At 46.9% G+C, this 16,835-nt stretch carries 21 protein-coding genes; 7 read left to right on the top strand and 14 right to left on the bottom strand.

The window, feature by feature from the left end; translation table 11 throughout:
- Window positions 1-528 precede the first annotated feature (528 nt).
- The 3 genes from ABT58_RS12340 to ABT58_RS12330 all read left to right on the top strand — a co-directional run bounded on the left by ABT58_RS12340 (window position 529) and on the right by ABT58_RS12330 (window position 3,935).
- On the top strand, window positions 529-2,514 hold the full coding sequence (locus ABT58_RS12340) for a bifunctional metallophosphatase/5'-nucleotidase (RefSeq protein ID WP_047874711.1): 1,986 nt from the start codon (window positions 529-531) through the stop codon (window positions 2,512-2,514).
- 263 nt (window positions 2,515-2,777) lie between these two features.
- Window positions 2,778-3,143, top strand: a complete 366-nt coding sequence (locus ABT58_RS12335; protein ID WP_047874710.1) for a hypothetical protein — start codon at window positions 2,778-2,780, stop codon at window positions 3,141-3,143.
- A 231-nt stretch (window positions 3,144-3,374) separates the two neighbouring features.
- Window positions 3,375-3,935, top strand: a complete 561-nt coding sequence (locus ABT58_RS12330) for a hypothetical protein (protein WP_047874709.1) — start codon at window positions 3,375-3,377, stop codon at window positions 3,933-3,935.
- A gap of 127 nt (window positions 3,936-4,062) precedes the next feature.
- On the opposite strand, the gene ABT58_RS23740 is transcribed toward ABT58_RS12330, so the two are convergent.
- The 6 genes from ABT58_RS23740 to ABT58_RS12305 all read right to left on the bottom strand — a co-directional run bounded on the left by ABT58_RS23740 (window position 4,063) and on the right by ABT58_RS12305 (window position 7,099).
- Window positions 4,063-4,254 (bottom strand): hypothetical protein, encoded by a 192-nt coding sequence (locus tag ABT58_RS23740; protein WP_082211087.1) that lies wholly within the window; start codon window positions 4,252-4,254, stop codon window positions 4,063-4,065.
- A 44-nt stretch (window positions 4,255-4,298) separates the two neighbouring features.
- Window positions 4,299-4,571 (bottom strand): hypothetical protein, encoded by a 273-nt coding sequence (locus tag ABT58_RS12325; protein WP_047874708.1) that lies wholly within the window; start codon window positions 4,569-4,571, stop codon window positions 4,299-4,301.
- A gap of 235 nt (window positions 4,572-4,806) precedes the next feature.
- The gene (locus ABT58_RS12320) at window positions 4,807-5,730 is read right to left on the bottom strand and encodes a S1/P1 nuclease (RefSeq protein WP_047874707.1); all 924 of its coding nucleotides are present in this window, start codon (window positions 5,728-5,730) and stop codon (window positions 4,807-4,809) included.
- A 43-nt stretch (window positions 5,731-5,773) separates the two neighbouring features.
- A complete protein-coding gene (locus ABT58_RS12315; RefSeq protein ID WP_047874706.1) occupies window positions 5,774-6,178 on the bottom strand; it encodes a hypothetical protein in 405 nt (134 codons plus the stop codon).
- Between the two features lie 49 nt (window positions 6,179-6,227).
- On the bottom strand, window positions 6,228-6,599 hold the full coding sequence (locus ABT58_RS12310; protein WP_047874705.1) for a hypothetical protein: 372 nt from the start codon (window positions 6,597-6,599) through the stop codon (window positions 6,228-6,230).
- Between the two features lie 176 nt (window positions 6,600-6,775).
- The gene (locus ABT58_RS12305; protein WP_047874704.1) at window positions 6,776-7,099 is read right to left on the bottom strand and encodes an immunity protein Tsi6 family protein; all 324 of its coding nucleotides are present in this window, start codon (window positions 7,097-7,099) and stop codon (window positions 6,776-6,778) included.
- Window positions 7,100-7,469: 370 nt separating this feature from the next.
- Here ABT58_RS12305 and ABT58_RS12300 point away from each other — a divergent pair, with 370 nt between their 5' ends.
- Window positions 7,470-8,807: an NCS2 family permease gene (locus ABT58_RS12300; protein WP_047874703.1), complete on the top strand. Its 1,338-nt coding sequence runs from the start codon at window positions 7,470-7,472 to the stop codon at window positions 8,805-8,807.
- A gap of 111 nt (window positions 8,808-8,918) precedes the next feature.
- Here ABT58_RS12300 and ABT58_RS12295 read toward each other — a convergent pair whose 3' ends face one another.
- A complete protein-coding gene (locus ABT58_RS12295; protein WP_047874702.1) occupies window positions 8,919-9,287 on the bottom strand; it encodes a VOC family protein in 369 nt (122 codons plus the stop codon).
- Between the two features lie 68 nt (window positions 9,288-9,355).
- Window positions 9,356-9,757 carry a hypothetical protein gene (locus tag ABT58_RS24080; RefSeq protein WP_107204990.1) on the bottom strand — a complete coding sequence of 134 codons (402 nt, stop codon included), beginning with the start codon at window positions 9,755-9,757 and terminating at the stop codon, window positions 9,356-9,358.
- Between the two features lie 377 nt (window positions 9,758-10,134).
- Here ABT58_RS24080 and ABT58_RS12285 point away from each other — a divergent pair, with 377 nt between their 5' ends.
- The gene (locus ABT58_RS12285) at window positions 10,135-11,184 is read left to right on the top strand and encodes a patatin-like phospholipase family protein (RefSeq protein WP_082211086.1); all 1,050 of its coding nucleotides are present in this window, start codon (window positions 10,135-10,137) and stop codon (window positions 11,182-11,184) included.
- A gap of 82 nt (window positions 11,185-11,266) precedes the next feature.
- Here the strand turns inward: ABT58_RS12285 and ABT58_RS12280 are convergent, their stop codons facing one another.
- Together ABT58_RS12280 and ABT58_RS12275 are read right to left on the bottom strand one after the other, a co-directional pair.
- On the bottom strand, window positions 11,267-11,593 hold the full coding sequence (locus tag ABT58_RS12280; protein ID WP_047874835.1) for a DUF3861 domain-containing protein: 327 nt from the start codon (window positions 11,591-11,593) through the stop codon (window positions 11,267-11,269).
- Between the two features lie 54 nt (window positions 11,594-11,647).
- Window positions 11,648-12,148 (bottom strand): DUF2798 domain-containing protein, encoded by a 501-nt coding sequence (locus ABT58_RS12275; protein WP_053063073.1) that lies wholly within the window; start codon window positions 12,146-12,148, stop codon window positions 11,648-11,650.
- A gap of 160 nt (window positions 12,149-12,308) precedes the next feature.
- Here ABT58_RS12275 and ABT58_RS12270 point away from each other — a divergent pair, with 160 nt between their 5' ends.
- Window positions 12,309-12,731 carry a MarR family winged helix-turn-helix transcriptional regulator gene (locus ABT58_RS12270; RefSeq protein ID WP_047874700.1) on the top strand — a complete coding sequence of 141 codons (423 nt, stop codon included), beginning with the start codon at window positions 12,309-12,311 and terminating at the stop codon, window positions 12,729-12,731.
- Between the two features lie 129 nt (window positions 12,732-12,860).
- Here ABT58_RS12270 and ABT58_RS12265 read toward each other — a convergent pair whose 3' ends face one another.
- From ABT58_RS12265 to ABT58_RS12255, 3 genes are all read right to left on the bottom strand, one after another.
- A complete protein-coding gene (locus ABT58_RS12265; protein WP_047874699.1) occupies window positions 12,861-13,121 on the bottom strand; it encodes a hypothetical protein in 261 nt (86 codons plus the stop codon).
- A 306-nt stretch (window positions 13,122-13,427) separates the two neighbouring features.
- The gene (locus tag ABT58_RS12260; RefSeq protein WP_047874698.1) at window positions 13,428-14,039 is read right to left on the bottom strand and encodes a LysE family translocator; all 612 of its coding nucleotides are present in this window, start codon (window positions 14,037-14,039) and stop codon (window positions 13,428-13,430) included.
- Between the two features lie 52 nt (window positions 14,040-14,091).
- The gene (locus ABT58_RS12255; RefSeq protein ID WP_047874697.1) at window positions 14,092-14,469 is read right to left on the bottom strand and encodes a GFA family protein; all 378 of its coding nucleotides are present in this window, start codon (window positions 14,467-14,469) and stop codon (window positions 14,092-14,094) included.
- A gap of 260 nt (window positions 14,470-14,729) precedes the next feature.
- Between ABT58_RS12255 and ABT58_RS24490 the strand changes: the two genes are divergently transcribed.
- On the top strand, window positions 14,730-14,864 hold the full coding sequence (locus ABT58_RS24490; protein WP_268248396.1) for a hypothetical protein: 135 nt from the start codon (window positions 14,730-14,732) through the stop codon (window positions 14,862-14,864).
- Between the two features lie 68 nt (window positions 14,865-14,932).
- Here the strand turns inward: ABT58_RS24490 and ABT58_RS12250 are convergent, their stop codons facing one another.
- A complete protein-coding gene (locus tag ABT58_RS12250; RefSeq protein WP_047874833.1) occupies window positions 14,933-16,798 on the bottom strand; it encodes a DUF7305 domain-containing protein in 1,866 nt (621 codons plus the stop codon).
- Between the last annotated feature and the right edge of the window lie 37 nt (window positions 16,799-16,835).

Genomic DNA, 16,835 nt, shown 5'->3' with positions numbered 1-16,835 from the left:
TCACCTCATGTCTATGACAAGAAAAGTCAGAAGCATGAAAATTCATGAATAACCGCATTCCGTATCGCTATACGTTATCTTTCTTCATTCGGGACTTTTTTCCCATCACCTAAGCATAAACATGATCATAAACAGAAAAAAAGCTGACGGGGTTTCCCTGTGCTGCTTTCCTCTTAATCGTCATTTTTTTGTCGCCACCTCTCAATTCGCTCAATTTTTCCGCGAATAGTTGAGTGATATTTCAGCATCTCTATTTATATTTACTCTTTAATCACAGAAACAATGACTGACCATTGTTTGAGCAAAGTGGTGATCATCCTTACTAATCAAGTACCTGACTTCACAAAATTGAATCGTTTGCGAAATTTTTCAAAAATGATGATCTCAGTTCTGATTTTTTGCAATTGCCGTCAGTTTTCATCTTGTATATAGTGCGCAAGCCTCAAATATGTAAGGCTTTTTTCCATGACAGCATGATTTAACACTGTCATTTCCCCTCTACGAAGATACTTATAAACAGGTAGTTATATGAAGTTATCTAAGCCTCTTGTCGCTTTGTCCGTTACTGTCGCGCTTGCGGGTTGTGCACAAAACACCACACAGCCGGATGATTCATTCACCCTAACGGTTGCACATATTAACGACACTCACTCTAACTTCGACCCGGTGAAATCGAGCTTCGTAGCGAACGATACCCTTGTATATAACGAGTTTGGTGGCTACCCTCGCCTTCAAACCATGGCAACGGAATACAAGCAAGCCGCTAAAGATGAAAATCGTAGCTTCTTGTTCCTGCACGGCGGTGACGCGTGGCAAGGCAGCGCATACTTCAAGCTAAACGAAGGTGCAATGAACGCAGAGTTACTGAGCCAAATGGGCCTAGACGCAATGGCACTGGGTAACCACGAATTTGACCTGAACAATGCCAAGCTGAACAAATTCATCAGCGACATCAACTTCCCGGTTGTGGCGGCAAACGTCGATACCAGCGAAGATCCTGATCTAAAAGGTCAAACCAACCTGAAGCCTTATGTGCTGTTCGCGTTTGACGGCAACACCAAAACGCCTATCACCGACATCAACAACCTGCCAAAAGGCCAAGACATCGTGGCGGTATTCGGTATCGCGCTTGATGACATGCCAAACCTGGCACCAAACACCGGTAAAGTGAAATTTGCTGATATGGTGGAATCGGCGCAAGCAACCGTCGATATGCTAAAAGCGAAAGGCGTGAATAACGTGATCGCACTGACGCACATCGGTAACGCGGTTGACGTTGATGTGGCATCGAAAGTCAACGGTATTGACCTTATCGTTGGCGGCCACTCTCACACCCTACTGGGTGATTTCACCAACATCGGTCATGACCATGCGGGCACTTACGCGCAAATGGTGAAAAACCCGAACGGCATCACGCAGACCTGTGTGGTACAAGCGGGCGAATACGCACAAGCGATCGGTCAATTGGATGTGACCTTCGACGCACAAGGTAACATCACTCAGTGTGCGGGCCTGAATACTCTGCTGACTAACGATGAGTTCTACCACTCACCAATGCGTGAAGCGAGCAGCAAGTTCTCTGCTGATGAAATGGCTGATGTAGTGGATTTCGTAGAAGGTGAAGACAACATCGCTATCACTGCTGAAGAAGCAAACATGCGTAACCTTATCGACACCAAGTACAAGCCTGCGGTTGATAAAGCGTACGGTAAAGTGATTGCACAGGTGCCGGTTGAGATCCGTCATGAGCGTCGTCCTGGCGATCGCGGTACTGACAAACACGGTTCAGACGTTGCCCCTATTCTAGCTGAAGGCCAATACTTCTGGGCAAACACGCCAGCGGTACAAGCATTGACTGGCATGAAAGTGGACTTTTCACTGATCGGTGCGGGCGGTATCCGTAAGAATATCGAAGCCGGTGAATACCGTGAAGGGAACATCGCACTTGAGCTGATCCCATTCTCTAACTTCATGTCTGTGGTACCTGTGAAAGGTAGCGTGATCAAAGAGCTGCTGGAAAGCACTGTGAACGCGACACTGCCTGAAGGTGCGCACGCGGGTAAATTCCCATACGGCGGTCACATCCGTTACCAATTCACTGAAACAGCGAAAAACAAAGCGGGTAAGTTGGATTTCGTTGAAGTGATGACGGGCACCAAAGAGAAACCGGTTTGGACGCCTCTGGATATGAACAAGACATACAATGTTGCGATCAACAACTACAACGCAACCGGTAACGATGGCTGGACACCATTGTTCAATGCACAGAAGAAAGATTCTGGCCGTGTTGACCTGGCATTCGTTGACGAGAAGCTGACTGCGTTCCCAGTGAAAAACATTGAAAGCGTTAACGGCAAATACAAAGTGCGTTACGAAGGTGCCGCGCCTAACTGTAAAGCGGACAACACCCGTTGTAACACCGATGCACAGGCAGTGATCGACTACATGGCAGAAAATACGCCTGTATTGAAGCCAATTTCGTACGAAGTGGTCACGTTCAACCGTGCTAAATAATCAGCAATCATTCTGATCGTATCTGTCATGTCCTGACACCCCAATGTCAGACTGTCATTTCAAGGGCCTGCTCTCAGGCCCTTTTTTCTACCCGCAATTTCCCAGTATCTGCTGGCAATGCCACCACCTGTGCAGATATTTTGTTCAGCTGGAATTCTCGATACGGGCTAAGGCTTTATCCTGCTCACGCTCTCTATTACACTACCCTCGCGTATTAACCATACACAGCGCAACACTCGCTTGAACGGCTAAGGACACACTGAATGCAACAAGTAACCATTGCTCCAAACCCACAAATCGCCACTATCTTCCAGAAATGGGCTGAAGACTGGGCGAATGAAGCACAAGGCGACAAAAAAGACACGGCGAACAAGTTTCACACGGTGTACAACATTGCCGCAAACATGTTCCAGAAAGGCGGTGAAGTGGATTTGCAGATTTTGCATGCGCTGTTTGAAGACTGTAAGCAAAAGCTGGAAAATGCGAATGCGATGAACGCAAAAGTGAAAGCTGCATTGAGTGAAGATGATCCTCGCGCTAAAGCGATCATCGGCAAGATTACCCTAACAGCAAATGATGCTTCGCACGTTGTTCGCTACTTGGGTCAGCTACTGAAGCCTTCGGCTTAATCAGCATTAATGCGGCTTTTGTCGCGATGAATTTTGGCTCACCGCACGCTTGTGGTGAGCCTCCTTCTCTTCGAGCCATTCTTTTTCCTTCCTCATCATTGCCTATCCCTTGCTGACATTGCTCTCAGCCAAAACTTTGAAATCTCTCTCAACCTTAAATTTTGCATATTGTTTTTTATTCTGTTCAGGCAGAGCGTAGTGATCTCTCCATCCATCATTTCAAGGACAAGAATGAAAAAGACATTGGCATTGAGCCTGACGCTGTTGCTTTCAACGGGTGTATTTACGAGCGCATTCACGAACGCATTCACGAACGCATTCACGAACGCATTTGCAAGCACATCCGTGGACACAGCCGTGGACACCTCCGTGAACACATCCGTGGACACCTCCGTGAACACATCCGTGGACACCTCCGTGAACACCCAGCAAAAACAACTCAAAGACAGTATGCTTTCATCCCCAACGCTCAGGTGTTTAGGTACAGAACCTTTTTGGGGGATCGATGTAAAAGGTAAAGCACTGATTTTCTCTGATTTGAGTGGGGAGGAAACGCTTTATAACATCAATTTCTACAGCAGCAGTATCAACCATACCAATCGCTGGGTGATGCAGGCCATTAATAAAGAGGCGGAGTCCCCTATCTCACTCGCGCTGCATCAAACCAATCAATGTACCGATGGTATGAGTGATTTCGTCTATCAGCATGAAGTGATTATCACCATGCCTGATCACGCGGTGTACAGTGGATGTTGTAACCGTCTACCGACGTCTGAAGCAAATAGCCAATAGAGCCATTCAGGAAGCCCCCTCAAAAAACAAACAGGCATCCCGTTAAGGATGCCTGTTTGGTCTTCGTTTATTCTCATTCACACTTTTTTATTCATGAAGCTTCATGCCACACACTGTGTGATTCTGCTTACTCGTCCGACGCCGTTGTCGTTCCATTTCCCGCTACAAACCCATGCTCTCGACGACGGAAACCCGCTTTGGGTAAGAAAAACTCACATGCCGCACGGGTGGCTATTGTGGGTTGTTCCCATGCACCACAGAGATCCTTCTGATTATCCGGCGTGCGGGTAAACTGACGGCATTGACCACACTTTTCCATGATGATAACGCGCTCCTTGAGCGAAGAGTAAAACGCAATTCAGCTTATTGTTTGGCCAGACTAAGATTGCTTTGCTCGCCATTACGTACTGATGCCACCAATGCCAGAATTTCTTTGATGAATGCGATATAAAAAATAGGGAAAATCTGCCCCATCACAATGAAGTAACTCACTTTGTAGCGAAACGGTGTCTCACCATTTTCGGACATATCAAACAACATCGCGCCGCGCCATAGCTGCAACCCTAGCAGTCCAAGTGTGACCAACGAGCCGATGACAAGATAAATAACTAACAACATTGTAAAAATGAACGACATACAACACATCCTTGGTTTCATTCAATGAAATGACATTACCCAACAAGTAATGCGCGTTGTCACCGGGGTAACACATTGCCCGCCAACACGCCGTAGAGAAATCTACCACTTCTTATGAGTGAATAAATAAGATTGCGCCGTTCACCATCTATAAAGCACTAAACTTCGAGTCAAGATCCATAGCAATGTAATAATCAGATCTATCATTAAAGGCGTCACGCTAATTGCTGTCGTATTAATCGCTCGCAGATTCAAACCTGTGATTAAGCATATCCGCCAATCGGTATCCCGCTAACACCAACCGTTTTTCTACCGCCAATTGTCCTTGTTGATAGTATTCACTTGGGGGCGTTGATTGCTTTTTCACACTGTAAGCCAGTGGTGCCAACGCCACACTCTCTGCTACCCATTGCTTCACATCACCCACAGGAACACTTTTTAATTCTGGTAGCGACGTACGTGGGTATTTTGCTTGTAAAGATTGTGCCAATTTGTCGGCCTGCATCTTCTTCTCTAGTAAGCCTAATCCGTCATCCCAAAGATGATGAAGATTTTCTTGTGGCACCTTGAGCGTGTACTTGTTACCGCCATAATCAGAACTGCACCATAATCGATGCACACTTTTCGCCACCGTGTGTGTCGGTTGGTGCGCATCCCCTGTTAAATGTATCAAGAACATCAAACTGGCCGCTTGAGGTTGTGTTTGAAAGGACTCATACAACGCAGCAGTCGCCATTTCAATATTAGGCTCGCGAATAAAATCACAGTCTGACGAGGCCGGGTACGTGTAATTGATATAATGCCAAGGCCCCGTCGTTTTTTCATCCCACTGGTTCAGTGATGCTGGAATCGTCTCACCCATCATTTTCCAAACACGCTGTGCCGGATCTTTTCGGATCATATCCGGCACTATCGATAACTCAGCAAACGCACTGACATTATGGTTGCTATCCATGACTCGCTGTATTTTGCTCGGTAATGCGATGTACGCCGTATCTGTAAGAAAATCCACCTGCTTTCGGGCAGCAGGCGTCAGGTTTTGGTAGGCAATCTCACCTATCACCACATGGCCGGTAAAATTCCACGCATTGGCAGGTAATGAAAATAAACCTGTCGGTAACAACAGTGCAGATGCAAAGAGCATGGCGTATTTAGTCATAATGAATCATCGCAAGCAATTGAGGGCAGGATAGCCGTTCAAATTAAGATTGGTATTTCTCGTAAAGGCCTTCAATAGAAAAATCGAAGAGTTGTTGCAGTGTCACTTTGGCATCAGTGATAGAGACCACATCAAATTGCGCGGTGACCGACTTACGGCCAAATGTTCCCAAAAAACCAGGCTTCTGCACAATATCAACACTAAGCAGCCCACTGTCGATATCCGTCGGGACTAATTGAAAACTGGCATAACGGCGCTTAATATCCCCAAGCAGGAAAAACAAGCCTCCTCCTTCTCCCCACTTTTCCGTCAGAACCACCTCTTCAGCCCACGGGTAACGATCAATAATGTCACACAGAGCTTCATGAGACGTCACCACTTTTTCGTGATCGACTAACTCTGTACCGTCTGTTCGGTGCTGGTAATACACCGTCACAACATTCTTCATGCTCAATTCCTTTTGTGATGGTTCACCGTTCTCCTTGGTAAACCGCTGACTAACTCCGTTTGCCCTCTTGGCGACGGGTTCGCCACGTGAAAATATCTCTGAATCGGTGGCCGTGATATTTTTCAGGGCAATGGATACGTCTAAAGTTCACCACAATACCGATGATGGCCGGTATCGCCAAGAGGCATATAGCGGCTTGAATCACGTTTTCGGCACCTGACCGGAGAATGATCACCCCATTAAATGCACACAATGCAAGCAAGACGGCATTGGCACGAATCGCCCATCGCGCTAACTGCCTGTACGCTTGCCAATCATACACATACCAATCCGCACTGAATGTCAGACACTCGGTACACAACCGCGACATGGGCACTTCTTCCGTTTCATACTGGCAATGCGGACAACGGGCTTTTCTCATTTACACATTCCTTGTTGTACGGTGTACAACGGTGTTAAATCGTTCATAGAAATTTAAGTCACCCCGCGAGCCAGTCATACCCATAACTTTGGCCGCACAACGGATGCCCATTGTACTCTTTCCTGTGCGTTGGTGCGTTGAGTGCAAACCAATGGGGTCCTATGGGTAAACAGCCCTTACACACGCGTGGCCAGAAAGTCTTCAAGCAGACTCACATCCACCTTCACCCCTTCGCGGGTTTTCTCTGCCACATAAAACGCAGCATTCAAACCGGCATACAGCTCCCCGTAACGCGGTGATAGCTCCCTGACAGCGTAATGACCAAATGTCAGGGTATGCAGGCGTTTCATGTCCGTTTCTTTCCCCGAAAAATAATCAATCAGCCAGTGTAACTGCGCTTCAACCGATGTGTAAATCGGTACAATAAAAGCGTTAGGCTGTGCCTGTAACAACAACAATGCGCGTTCGCAGACGGCTAATTTCAATGCTTCCTGACTCATGGTTATCCTCCACCTATGCGTTCCACGGCCTACCACAGCAACGGGGCATGTTAACCACTTATAAATTGTTAACATTTCACCCACATTTCAATCTAGTGTCTATAAAGAGGCCCGCATAAACAAGCAGTTAACGAAAAAAACATTCGTCATGCCCTATCTTTTTTGCAAATCATGCAACCTCCGACGTGCATTACTGAGCAATGGCAAAACAATCTAAACATAGCAGCTCAGAGGAAATACGCTGACTTTCCAAAATTGAACATTTTGATTGTCCATTTTATATAAACAATGCACATTTTTATGTTGCAAACGTTTTCGTAGACGTTAGAATCCCCCGCAATCGTTTACCCCAGTTTTTTGTGAGTCTTTTATGTCATCCCGCAAAATGAACCTCGATTCATTTTTTAAGATCAGTGAACGTGGCAGCAGCGTGCGCCAAGAAGTTATCGCTGGTTTAACCACCTTCTTAGCCATGGTTTACTCTGTTATCGTGGTGCCTAACATGCTGGGTGCAGCTGGGTTTGATGCGGGTGCCACCTTCGTCGCAACCTGTTTAGTGGCCGCTTTCGGTTCTTTACTCATGGGCTTGTGGGTTAACCTGCCACTGGCAATCGGGTGTGCGATTTCTCTGACTGCTTTTACTGCATTCAGCCTGGTACTGGGTCAAGGCGTACCGGTTCCGGTTGCCCTGGGTGCGGTCTTCCTGATGGGTGTCATTTTTACCCTGATCAGTGTTACTGGCGTTCGTACTTGGATTCTTAATAACCTGCCATTTGGTATCGCACACGGTACAGGTATTGGTATTGGCCTGTTCTTACTATTGATTGCAGCAAACGGTACGGGCCTTATTGTGAAAAACCCGGGTGCGGGTTTACCGGTTGCGCTAGGCGATATCTCTTCTTTCCCTGTGCTAATGTCGGTACTTGGCTTGGCCGCTATTCTGGGCTTAGAAAAACGCCGCGTACCGGGTGGCATTTTGATGGTTATCGTCGTGCTATCGGTATTGGGTTTGATTTTCGATGAGAAAGTGACGTTCCAAGGCCTGTTTGCCCTACCGTCTTTGACTAACGCTGACGGCGAATCACTGATCTTCTCAATGGACATCAAAGGCGCACTAAGCGCAGCGGTGCTGCCATCAGTATTGGCGTTAGTAATGACGGCTATTTTTGATGCGACAGGCACTATCCGTGCGATTACCGGCCAAGCAAACCTGCTGGATAAAAATGGCAACATCATCAACGGCGGCAAAGCGCTGACCGCTGACTCCATGAGTTCTGCGTTTTCTGGTTTAGTAGGTGGCGCACCAGCGGCGGTTTACATTGAATCTGCGGCCGGTACAGCGGCTGGCGGTAAAACCGGCCTGACGGCAAGCGTTGTTGGCGTATTGTTCCTACTGATGATCTTCCTGTCACCACTGAGCTACCTTGTGCCTGTTTACGCGACGGCTCCCGCCCTGATGTACGTAGGTTTGTTGATGCTGAGCAACGTCAGCAAGTTGGATTTCGACGACTTTGTTGATGCGATGTCTGGCCTTATTTGTGCAGTATTTATCATCCTGAGCGGTAACATCGTCACCGGTATTATGCTGGGCTTTGTAAGCTTGGTGATTGGTCGCCTGTTCTCGGGTGATATCAAGAAGCTGAACATCGGTACCGTAATCATCACACTGGTACTGGTTGTCTTCTACTTAGGTGGTTGGGCAATCTAACGGCTTCACTGTCACGCGAGTGATTCAGAATCAATAAAAGAAAAACGCCGATCTTGCTTAATCAAGATCGGCGTTTTTGTTTTTAAATGCGGTAAGTGTGCAATCTATTATTCACTTATTCGATTGATTAGGCTGATAGTGCTCATCCACCCAAATGTCATTGATCTCATCCGCTTGTTGCTGCGCGGTAAAACGCTCCCACACTAAGCCATTCACATCTGTTTCGCAGGTAAAGACTTCACTGTTCGGTGCCGTGTCTGGCACTTCCCAACCTACATGTCGCACCACACCGCTGGGTGTATCGGTCGTTTTTCTGACGGACAAATTCAGAAGCGCCGTGCGCCACAACGCGTATTCGCCGGCAATGTGCAAACAAGGACGTGCCCCTACCCGCTTGGAATAATCGTCGACGGTGGCCTCTATATCATGCGTGGATATTGCAAGATGCAGTCTGTTGCCTGATGGTTTATCCGTTTCCATTCATTGTCCCTTTTTTATTATCTCTCTTTTCTTTCTCTTTATGGTCCTTGCTCTTTATGACGGCGTCTTTAACGATACAGCGGTTTCACATGAGGTTTTCGGATATACACCAAAATAAACGCGGCTAAACCAATGCTGATCAGCTGCATCACCACATTACTGATTGAGAACTCAGCGTCAGGATAAATTGGAAATACCGACAACGCCCCTAGCGGAATAGACACCGCATATAACATATTGGTTAACGTCCAACCCCATGATTTCAGGGTCAACAAGCCAACAATCGAGAACAATAGACCTATACCAAACACGAAACTGACCAGCGCCATGGCATGGATCCAAAATGGAAAATCGGGAATGGAGGAAGACATCATCAGCAAACCGACACCACCCAGTGTGCTAAAGAGTCCTCCTAGACCACCGTATATCGCAATTAAGATTATCCCAACCGGCTTCTTTGTACTGCTCATTATCTCTCCTTGATGATGTGTTCACGAATGTGTTCACGAATGTGTTCACGAATGTGTTCACGAATGTGTCCACGAATGTGTTCACGAAGTGTCCACGAAGTGTTCGCAGAGGTACTCACTCGAACCATTAGCCTGTTGTTTACCCTATCAATTTTCTGTGAATAGATGAATCTATCACCTTATCCAAAGTAAAGAGGCAACACGAATATTCCAGTGAAAATGTCGTGCGCACCGTTACATCAAGATGACAGACATATCTCTTTGAGTGAGCTTCCTCTCACAACTTAGCAGCAGCCATATCACCACAGGATTAACACACTTTAAAATCAAACTTGATGGCATTCATCTCAGACCCGAACATAACGAACAGGAAAACTATGCGCTACGTACTGGCCATTGATGGCGGTGGCATTCGTGGGATTATTCCGGCCCTGATCCTCAAGCAATTAGAACAACTCAGTGGCCAAGCCTGCTGTGAAATGTTTGATTTGATGTGCGGCACGTCCACCGGGGGCATGCTTTCTTTAGGGTTATCACTCAATAAGCCAGGAGAGGCTCGTCCTTTTACCGCTGCTGAGTTAGTGCATATCTATCAACATCGTGGTAAAGACATCTTCCCCCGCTCGCTTTTGCAAGGGGTCGCATCTGTGGGCGGGCTGGCCGATGAGAAATACTCCAGCGATGGCTTAGAGTCAGTTCTGGCTGAATATTTTGGCAATGCTACCATGCAGACAGCGGTGACGGATGTCATGGTGACTAGCTACGACATTGAAGCCCGTGAACCCTTTTTCTTCAAAAGTTGGAAAACACATAGCCAAGATGTGCTGATGCGTCACGCAGCCAGAGCCACCACTGCGGCGCCCACTTACTTTGAACCCGCTCGCGTATGCATTAACAATACCCATCGCGCCCTCATTGACGGTGGCGTATTTATGAATAACCCTGCCGTTTCTGCGTATGTTGAAGCCAAAAAACGTTTTCCCAATGAAGCGATCAAGGTGCTTTCATTAGGAACCGGGGAACTGGTACGTTCCATTCCCTATGAGGAAGCCAAAGACTGGGGCAAAGTAGGCTGGGCCTTACCGGCGATGAGTTGTATGTTTGATGGGGTATCTGACGCGGCAGATCATCAAATGCAGGTATTATTGGGTGATAACTACCTGCGCCTGCAAACGGATCTGAATGATGCGGATGACAATATGGATAACGTCACAGACGACAATATCCAGGCACTTTCTACATTGGCGTATAATCTGGTCACAGAGAACATCACAGCCCTCACAACCTTCATGGGGATCCCTGCTTGTGATATGACAGTGATTGCTCCTTTAAAAAGTGACACTGTCACTACATGCAGAAAAATAGTAGACGAAAAAGTAGGCAACGCATTTGATGATGAGCTAGATGATGAATTAGCTGTCACCTAAGCATCACCCCATGATATAAACAACGCAACCGCTCTCAACTTGCTGTTCGGTCTGAGCGGTTCGCGGTGCTTACGATGGCTGATTAACGGTCATCACCTTGCTCTGCCGATGCTACCGTTGATTTGATCGTCTTCTTCAGGTTATTCATAAACTGTCTAAAGTGCGGCATAAAGTCCGCAAACAGCGGATGCTTGCGATCAGCCATCATCACGGGTCCTAACAATCGCAATGCCACACCAACGCGTGTTGCGTCATTTTCTTCCAGACCACTGCCCTGCTTTACTTTCTCGACAATTGCCATCAAGTCTTCACGATCCTGAACGGTAAACGTCAATGTTTTCGCTTCGCCCACCTCTTCAATGGTGATACGGTATTCGTGGCCACGTTTCTTTTTATCTGGTGTATTCATCATAAACCTCTGTCTCTATTCTGTTCTTCGGTGCATTCATCGCTATGAATGTCATTAACGGTGAAGCAATTGTTTAATTTTCGGTTTGACAGTGATCGCCATGATTGGCATCACCACAAGACTCACCGGTAAAGCCGCCATCAACCCATTCCACCAGCCGGCTAAAAACACATGCATGTCCGTAAATCCAAAATGACTCGCTGCTGCCATAAATGCCATGATGGACTCCATCACACACGCCATGATCACCCCGATAACCAAGTTTCGGGTCGCCTCTTTCGCCTTTGGCATTAAGGCACCTACAATGCGACTGACTACCCACATGCTCATCAGCGCTAAAGGCTTAACGGTAAGAATGACCATGCCGAAGGCACGCAGCCAGTCATGGAAGAAAGTATCGCTGAAGCCCACATTGCGGTACGTCATCACGCCAGTAAAAATACTGCACATCACGGCGATGAAAGCCGCAAGCACTAACACACCAGACACGCTCCACTGCGTGGATGAACCTGACTTTACCGTCTCTGGTGATCGTTCACTGGCAGAATGGCTCACACGATCTCTCCTATGTTTGATAAACAGGCCTAACAAGCTAGGCTTTTCGTGCTTAGCTTCTAGTGCTTAGCCTCACTTGCACATCACACGCTTTAAGTTGATAATGTCAACTATAGATCGCATAGTTGATATTATCAACCATATTTTAAGAGATCCTTCTATGGCCCATGACACATCACTCGATAGCCTGCTCCATCTTGTTCATATCATGAAACGCCAACTTCATGATCATATTGAACAATTAGGATTACCTCTGACGCCTATGCATGTGCGTGTGATTAAAATCATTGATCGAAAATCGCCTTGTACTGCCAATGACATTGTGCAATTTTTGAACCGAGACAAAGCGCAAGTGACCCGCTTGCTCAATACACTCATCGAGAAAGGCTATATTGAAAAGGTGCCCAATCCTGACGATAAACGCAGCCAGCGCCTGCTTCTGACAAACAGCGGTGCAGCCATCATGGCGCAAATTAGTGGGATAGATGAAAAGATGAGTCAGCAGTTAACAGCGGGAATAACCACAGAAGATTTGGCAGCCTTAAAACGCATCACACAACAAATGGCCAAAAACCTTCAATAATCTTTGATTGCGTGAAAGCCTGTACTTTAAAGTCAGCACATGAAAATCATCATGTAAAACGACAACCGGCACGTTAAGCCATATCGCCAACGTGCCGATTTAACGCGATATATCAGTCACATTAAGGCGCTAGTTGACGAGGCGACGGTTATGCATCATGGTCGCCAGATCCCCCATGCCGATTGCCAAGATCCAATACTTCAGCATAGAGCCGATCAAAACAACCTCATCCGTATTAGGCGCAGTGATAATGGAAGCAACCGTTGCGAATGACAATACCAGCGCCCCCGGCACAGAAGTATAAAATAAACCGAATGGACCTAGAACAAAGGTCAATAAGAAAGACGTTAAGCGGGATTTTGGACTACGGCATTCTTGATGAAAGTGCATATTTCAATCCTTTTAATAAAGCAACAATTCTCACATCACATAACATTTATCTGTTGTTACAAAGCAATGTCATCACTTAATCATCTACACGTCGTCCAATTCAAAATTCATATCACTTATATATACAGAATATAAAGCACATTCAGTGGCATTCAGCACACAAGTTGAAACAATGCATCCATGCCAGCTACTTTCTGTCATATTTGAGACGAAATCGAAATTTATCCCTCACCTTCTCCCATTCCCAATTCCAAACCCATGCCGAGTCCCTGCTCTCGTCCCAGTCATTCAATGTATCCGTAACGATTAGCGCTCAAGCAGCAAATTGATGCCTAACACCGAAAGAAACGCAGCACACACACGATTAAAACGTTGTGCCATGTGCGGTTGTGTAAACCACTGTCTCAAGTACAGCCCACACAAGGCATACAGGGAAATAGCGGCGACCTCTAACAGTAAGAACACACCGCCCAATACGAAAAACTGTGCATTAATGTCTTTTGACACATCGACAAACTGAGGCAGAAACGCCGTAAAGATAAGAATGGCTTTAGGATTACCCGCAGCAAGGAAGAACTCTTGTTTGGCTAACCCCCAACGGTTTCGGATTTGCTGGCTATCTGATACTAGACTCGCTTCTGAACGCCACAGTTGATAGGCAATCCAAAGCAAATAGATCGCCCCTATCGTTTTAATCAGAAAAAAGACCGTTTCAGACGCATACAGCACCACAGTCAAACCAGATGCGGTCAAGGCAATCATCCCCGCGAATGCCACAATCCGCCCCATACCCGCAAGCAATGCTGACTGAAAGCCATAACAACGTGCATTGTTCATCGACAACAAATTATTCGGCCCCGGCGTCATGTTCAGTGCAAAACAGGCCGGTATAAAAAACAGTAATTCCCCTAATCCCATCATCATTCCTTGATTTATGGTTATATGCTCACTTCTCAAACAAACGGTTTCATTAACTCGCATCTGACGGATGATTAATCCCATCGGTGATCCTAACGGGTTCCAACTCATACGGATTCACGCCTTCCAAGCACGCAACATTGATCGCAAACTGATGAGGATTGGAACGGCGATGGTGATGGGTATAAATCCCGCAGGTTTTGCAGAAGTAATGTTTGGCCGTCATGGTATTAAATTGATAAAGCGTCAGATTATCTTCGCCTTTTACCACTTTCAGGTTCTCAAGCAGTACTGAAGCGGCAATCGCCCCGCGCTTTCTGCACATTGAACACGAACAGCGACGTGGATCTTCCAATCCATTGGGCATCGTCAATGCCAACTCTACGGCCCCACAATGACACGTTGCTTTATGTACAGGTTTGATATCCATATTTTCCTTCCTTCATTCACGATGCATAACGTATTTCTCAAACTTGGCTTAAGGCAATATGACCCATTCCCGTTCAATCGCCTATAAAACAGACAACTATCCGTACTTACACCGCCAAAAAAAGTGACTTTCCTCCCAAAAAATCACGATTCCTTCACGTTCTGCGTTTTATAGTGCCACTACCAGCCAGCGCTCATCTGGTTGATGAAAATCATAAATAACAATAATGCACTGCATCACTAGGAAAAAGCACCAACGCCATGAACAATCATTCAAAGAAAATCAACCAGCGTCGTCGTCCTCAATTTGAACAAACACAAAAGCGTATTGTGAAAGCCAAAGATCTGAGCGAGCTGATTGTTCGTGTTCAAGGTGTGAGAAAAAAAGAAGAGTGATCAAAAAAGCGCACAGTAATAAGGCTATTTCCTTTTTACTGTGCGCTTCTATCATCTTAAGGAACAATTTACAGAGATTGCCATCCTTTAAAAACAAGATTCGGCGGTGACGTCACCGTGACTTTTCCGACTTCGGCATCCCCAATCGCCTCATCGTAGTGCACGCCGCCATCCCCTGTCACCGTGACCGATTTCCCCAGTAATGACCCCTTAAAGCCAACACTGGAGCTGATGGCGATATCCGTCAATGGCGCATAAATCGCTGCATACACTTGCTCAACACCACCGGTGATATACACCCCCGTTCCGCTGTACGAACTAAAGATGGAGAACACCGGCAACCCGTCGGCGGTTAAACCATGAGGCGGCGTGATCACTTCTGCCCCTGCGCCTATGATTAAATCCCCCTTCACAATCAAGGTGAGACTGCTGTTCTCAGGGATCGTTAATGAGCTCGCGCCAGACATAATGAAGTTACCTTTCGCAAACATCACGACATGGTGGCCGGGTTTTACCTCCAACTTGCCCTTAATATTGGCGTTGTCATACATCAGTATGGGCTGATCGACCCCAATAAATGGCGCGGTGCGTGCTGCAATGGGAGTGGGCTTTGAACCTGGTGATCCCGGCCACCGACTAAACTCACCCAGAGTATGACTCAAGGTATACACGGTCGTGTCTGCGCCGGTATCATTCACATCCAAATCTTTGGCATGTGGCGCATGATCTTCCACAATAAGCACCTGATTCTCAATCCCCAAAGGATCACAGGTCATATCATTCGGATCACTGACATCCAAAACACCATCATCAATGGGCAGCATCTCAACAGGCGGCACAACCGGGATGGCGGGCTCAGGCGGGTCAACCTTATAAGGCGGGTTCAAATAATCGGAATCAGGCGCGCCAGACCACTCTTTGGCGAAGCTGCCTACTCCTGCATAGGCTAAATTGTCATTATTGATGATGGCATTGGTCGTCAGTAGCGAGACATTTTGCTTGGCTTTTACCCCATCGACACTCCCCTCATATTGGGAGTAATTGCCATAGGTTTGGGCGATCCCCAAAGCGCTGACCTGACGTAACGTAATATCCCCATTAGCTAACATCGCCCCGCCAATACTTTCACCCGTTGCGGTAATATAACCGGACGACACAATGCCACCCTCAACCTTGGTCTGCTCAATTTTCACATAGGTATTCGCATGGATAGAGCCAGAAACGCTGCCATTTTGCTGAAAATAATGCTGATAAGAAAAGACATCGCCACCAATGGTGCTGTTACTGAACATATGGATGGCACCATTACTGTAAAGATTCCCCGTAATATTGGCTGAACTGGATAACTCCACGTTGCCGACCGCAAACACATTGCCATCAATTGTTCCGGTACCGGATAACTCCACCAAGTCATTATCGTTCAGCGTTCTCACCGTCGCGTTCCCAGCGATATTTTGCGAACCATCCACCAAGATCTGACCGTAATCCCCCAGTACCGAGTTATAACTGTCAATTTTGCCACTGCCGCTGATCGCGACCCTGTCACACCCCACAATGCCGCGCCCAAAGGCTGACGATGAGGTAGAACTCCCCGTCTCCAGCTTAAAATTGGCTTTTAACACCGTTTTGCCATCAAAGCGCACCCCGTCACTTTGTAATCCCAAGGTGTTGCTGCCGGCAGACGTTTCCAGCGTCAGTGCATACGCCATGCCTGCTAAGCCAGGGACATTGCCAGCCGTTTCCATCCCGACAAGCAGCTGTTCCAGGCTTTTTTCCGGATGTAACGCCAGTTGTTCATTGAGGTAATTATACGTATCAAAGACCCCTTTCTCTGCCACTAAGCGCGCGTTGGTCTTTTTTTGGAAATTACCGCTTAATCGCTCCTGAGTAATATTGTCTTTCATGGAATTAAGCACTAAACCGCCGGCAATCATGCTCACGACCAGCACGCCAACCAAAGCAAACCCTCGC

Origin of the sequence: Photobacterium aphoticum (assembly GCF_001029435.1) — a bacterium.
Classification (GTDB): domain Bacteria; phylum Pseudomonadota; class Gammaproteobacteria; order Enterobacterales; family Vibrionaceae; genus Photobacterium; species Photobacterium aphoticum.
The sequence above is the reverse complement of the archived record's forward strand: the minus strand, read 5'-3'. Positions and strand labels throughout refer to the sequence as shown.

Coding starts and splice junctions, on each gene's coding strand:
- ABT58_RS12340 (WP_047874711.1), top strand. CDS start 529: ATGAAGTTATCTAAGCCTCTTGTCGCTTTGTCCGTTACTGTCGCGCTT.
- ABT58_RS12335 (WP_047874710.1), top strand. CDS start 2,778: ATGCAACAAGTAACCATTGCTCCAAACCCACAAATCGCCACTATCTTC.
- ABT58_RS12330 (WP_047874709.1), top strand. CDS start 3,375: ATGAAAAAGACATTGGCATTGAGCCTGACGCTGTTGCTTTCAACGGGT.
- ABT58_RS23740 (WP_082211087.1), bottom strand. CDS start 4,254: ATGGAAAAGTGTGGTCAATGCCGTCAGTTTACCCGCACGCCGGATAAT.
- ABT58_RS12325 (WP_047874708.1), bottom strand. CDS start 4,571: ATGTCGTTCATTTTTACAATGTTGTTAGTTATTTATCTTGTCATCGGC.
- ABT58_RS12320 (WP_047874707.1), bottom strand. CDS start 5,730: ATGACTAAATACGCCATGCTCTTTGCATCTGCACTGTTGTTACCGACA.
- ABT58_RS12315 (WP_047874706.1), bottom strand. CDS start 6,178: ATGAAGAATGTTGTGACGGTGTATTACCAGCACCGAACAGACGGTACA.
- ABT58_RS12310 (WP_047874705.1), bottom strand. CDS start 6,599: ATGAGAAAAGCCCGTTGTCCGCATTGCCAGTATGAAACGGAAGAAGTG.
- ABT58_RS12305 (WP_047874704.1), bottom strand. CDS start 7,099: ATGAGTCAGGAAGCATTGAAATTAGCCGTCTGCGAACGCGCATTGTTG.
- ABT58_RS12300 (WP_047874703.1), top strand. CDS start 7,470: ATGTCATCCCGCAAAATGAACCTCGATTCATTTTTTAAGATCAGTGAA.
- ABT58_RS12295 (WP_047874702.1), bottom strand. CDS start 9,287: ATGGAAACGGATAAACCATCAGGCAACAGACTGCATCTTGCAATATCC.
- ABT58_RS24080 (WP_107204990.1), bottom strand. CDS start 9,757: ATGAGCAGTACAAAGAAGCCGGTTGGGATAATCTTAATTGCGATATAC.
- ABT58_RS12285 (WP_082211086.1), top strand. CDS start 10,135: ATGCGCTACGTACTGGCCATTGATGGCGGTGGCATTCGTGGGATTATT.
- ABT58_RS12280 (WP_047874835.1), bottom strand. CDS start 11,593: ATGAATACACCAGATAAAAAGAAACGTGGCCACGAATACCGTATCACC.
- ABT58_RS12270 (WP_047874700.1), top strand. CDS start 12,309: ATGGCCCATGACACATCACTCGATAGCCTGCTCCATCTTGTTCATATC.
- ABT58_RS12265 (WP_047874699.1), bottom strand. CDS start 13,121: ATGCACTTTCATCAAGAATGCCGTAGTCCAAAATCCCGCTTAACGTCT.
- ABT58_RS12260 (WP_047874698.1), bottom strand. CDS start 14,039: ATGGGATTAGGGGAATTACTGTTTTTTATACCGGCCTGTTTTGCACTG.
- ABT58_RS12255 (WP_047874697.1), bottom strand. CDS start 14,469: ATGGATATCAAACCTGTACATAAAGCAACGTGTCATTGTGGGGCCGTA.
- ABT58_RS24490 (WP_268248396.1), top strand. CDS start 14,730: ATGAACAATCATTCAAAGAAAATCAACCAGCGTCGTCGTCCTCAATTT.
- ABT58_RS12250 (WP_047874833.1), bottom strand. CDS start 16,798: ATGATTGCCGGCGGTTTAGTGCTTAATTCCATGAAAGACAATATTACT.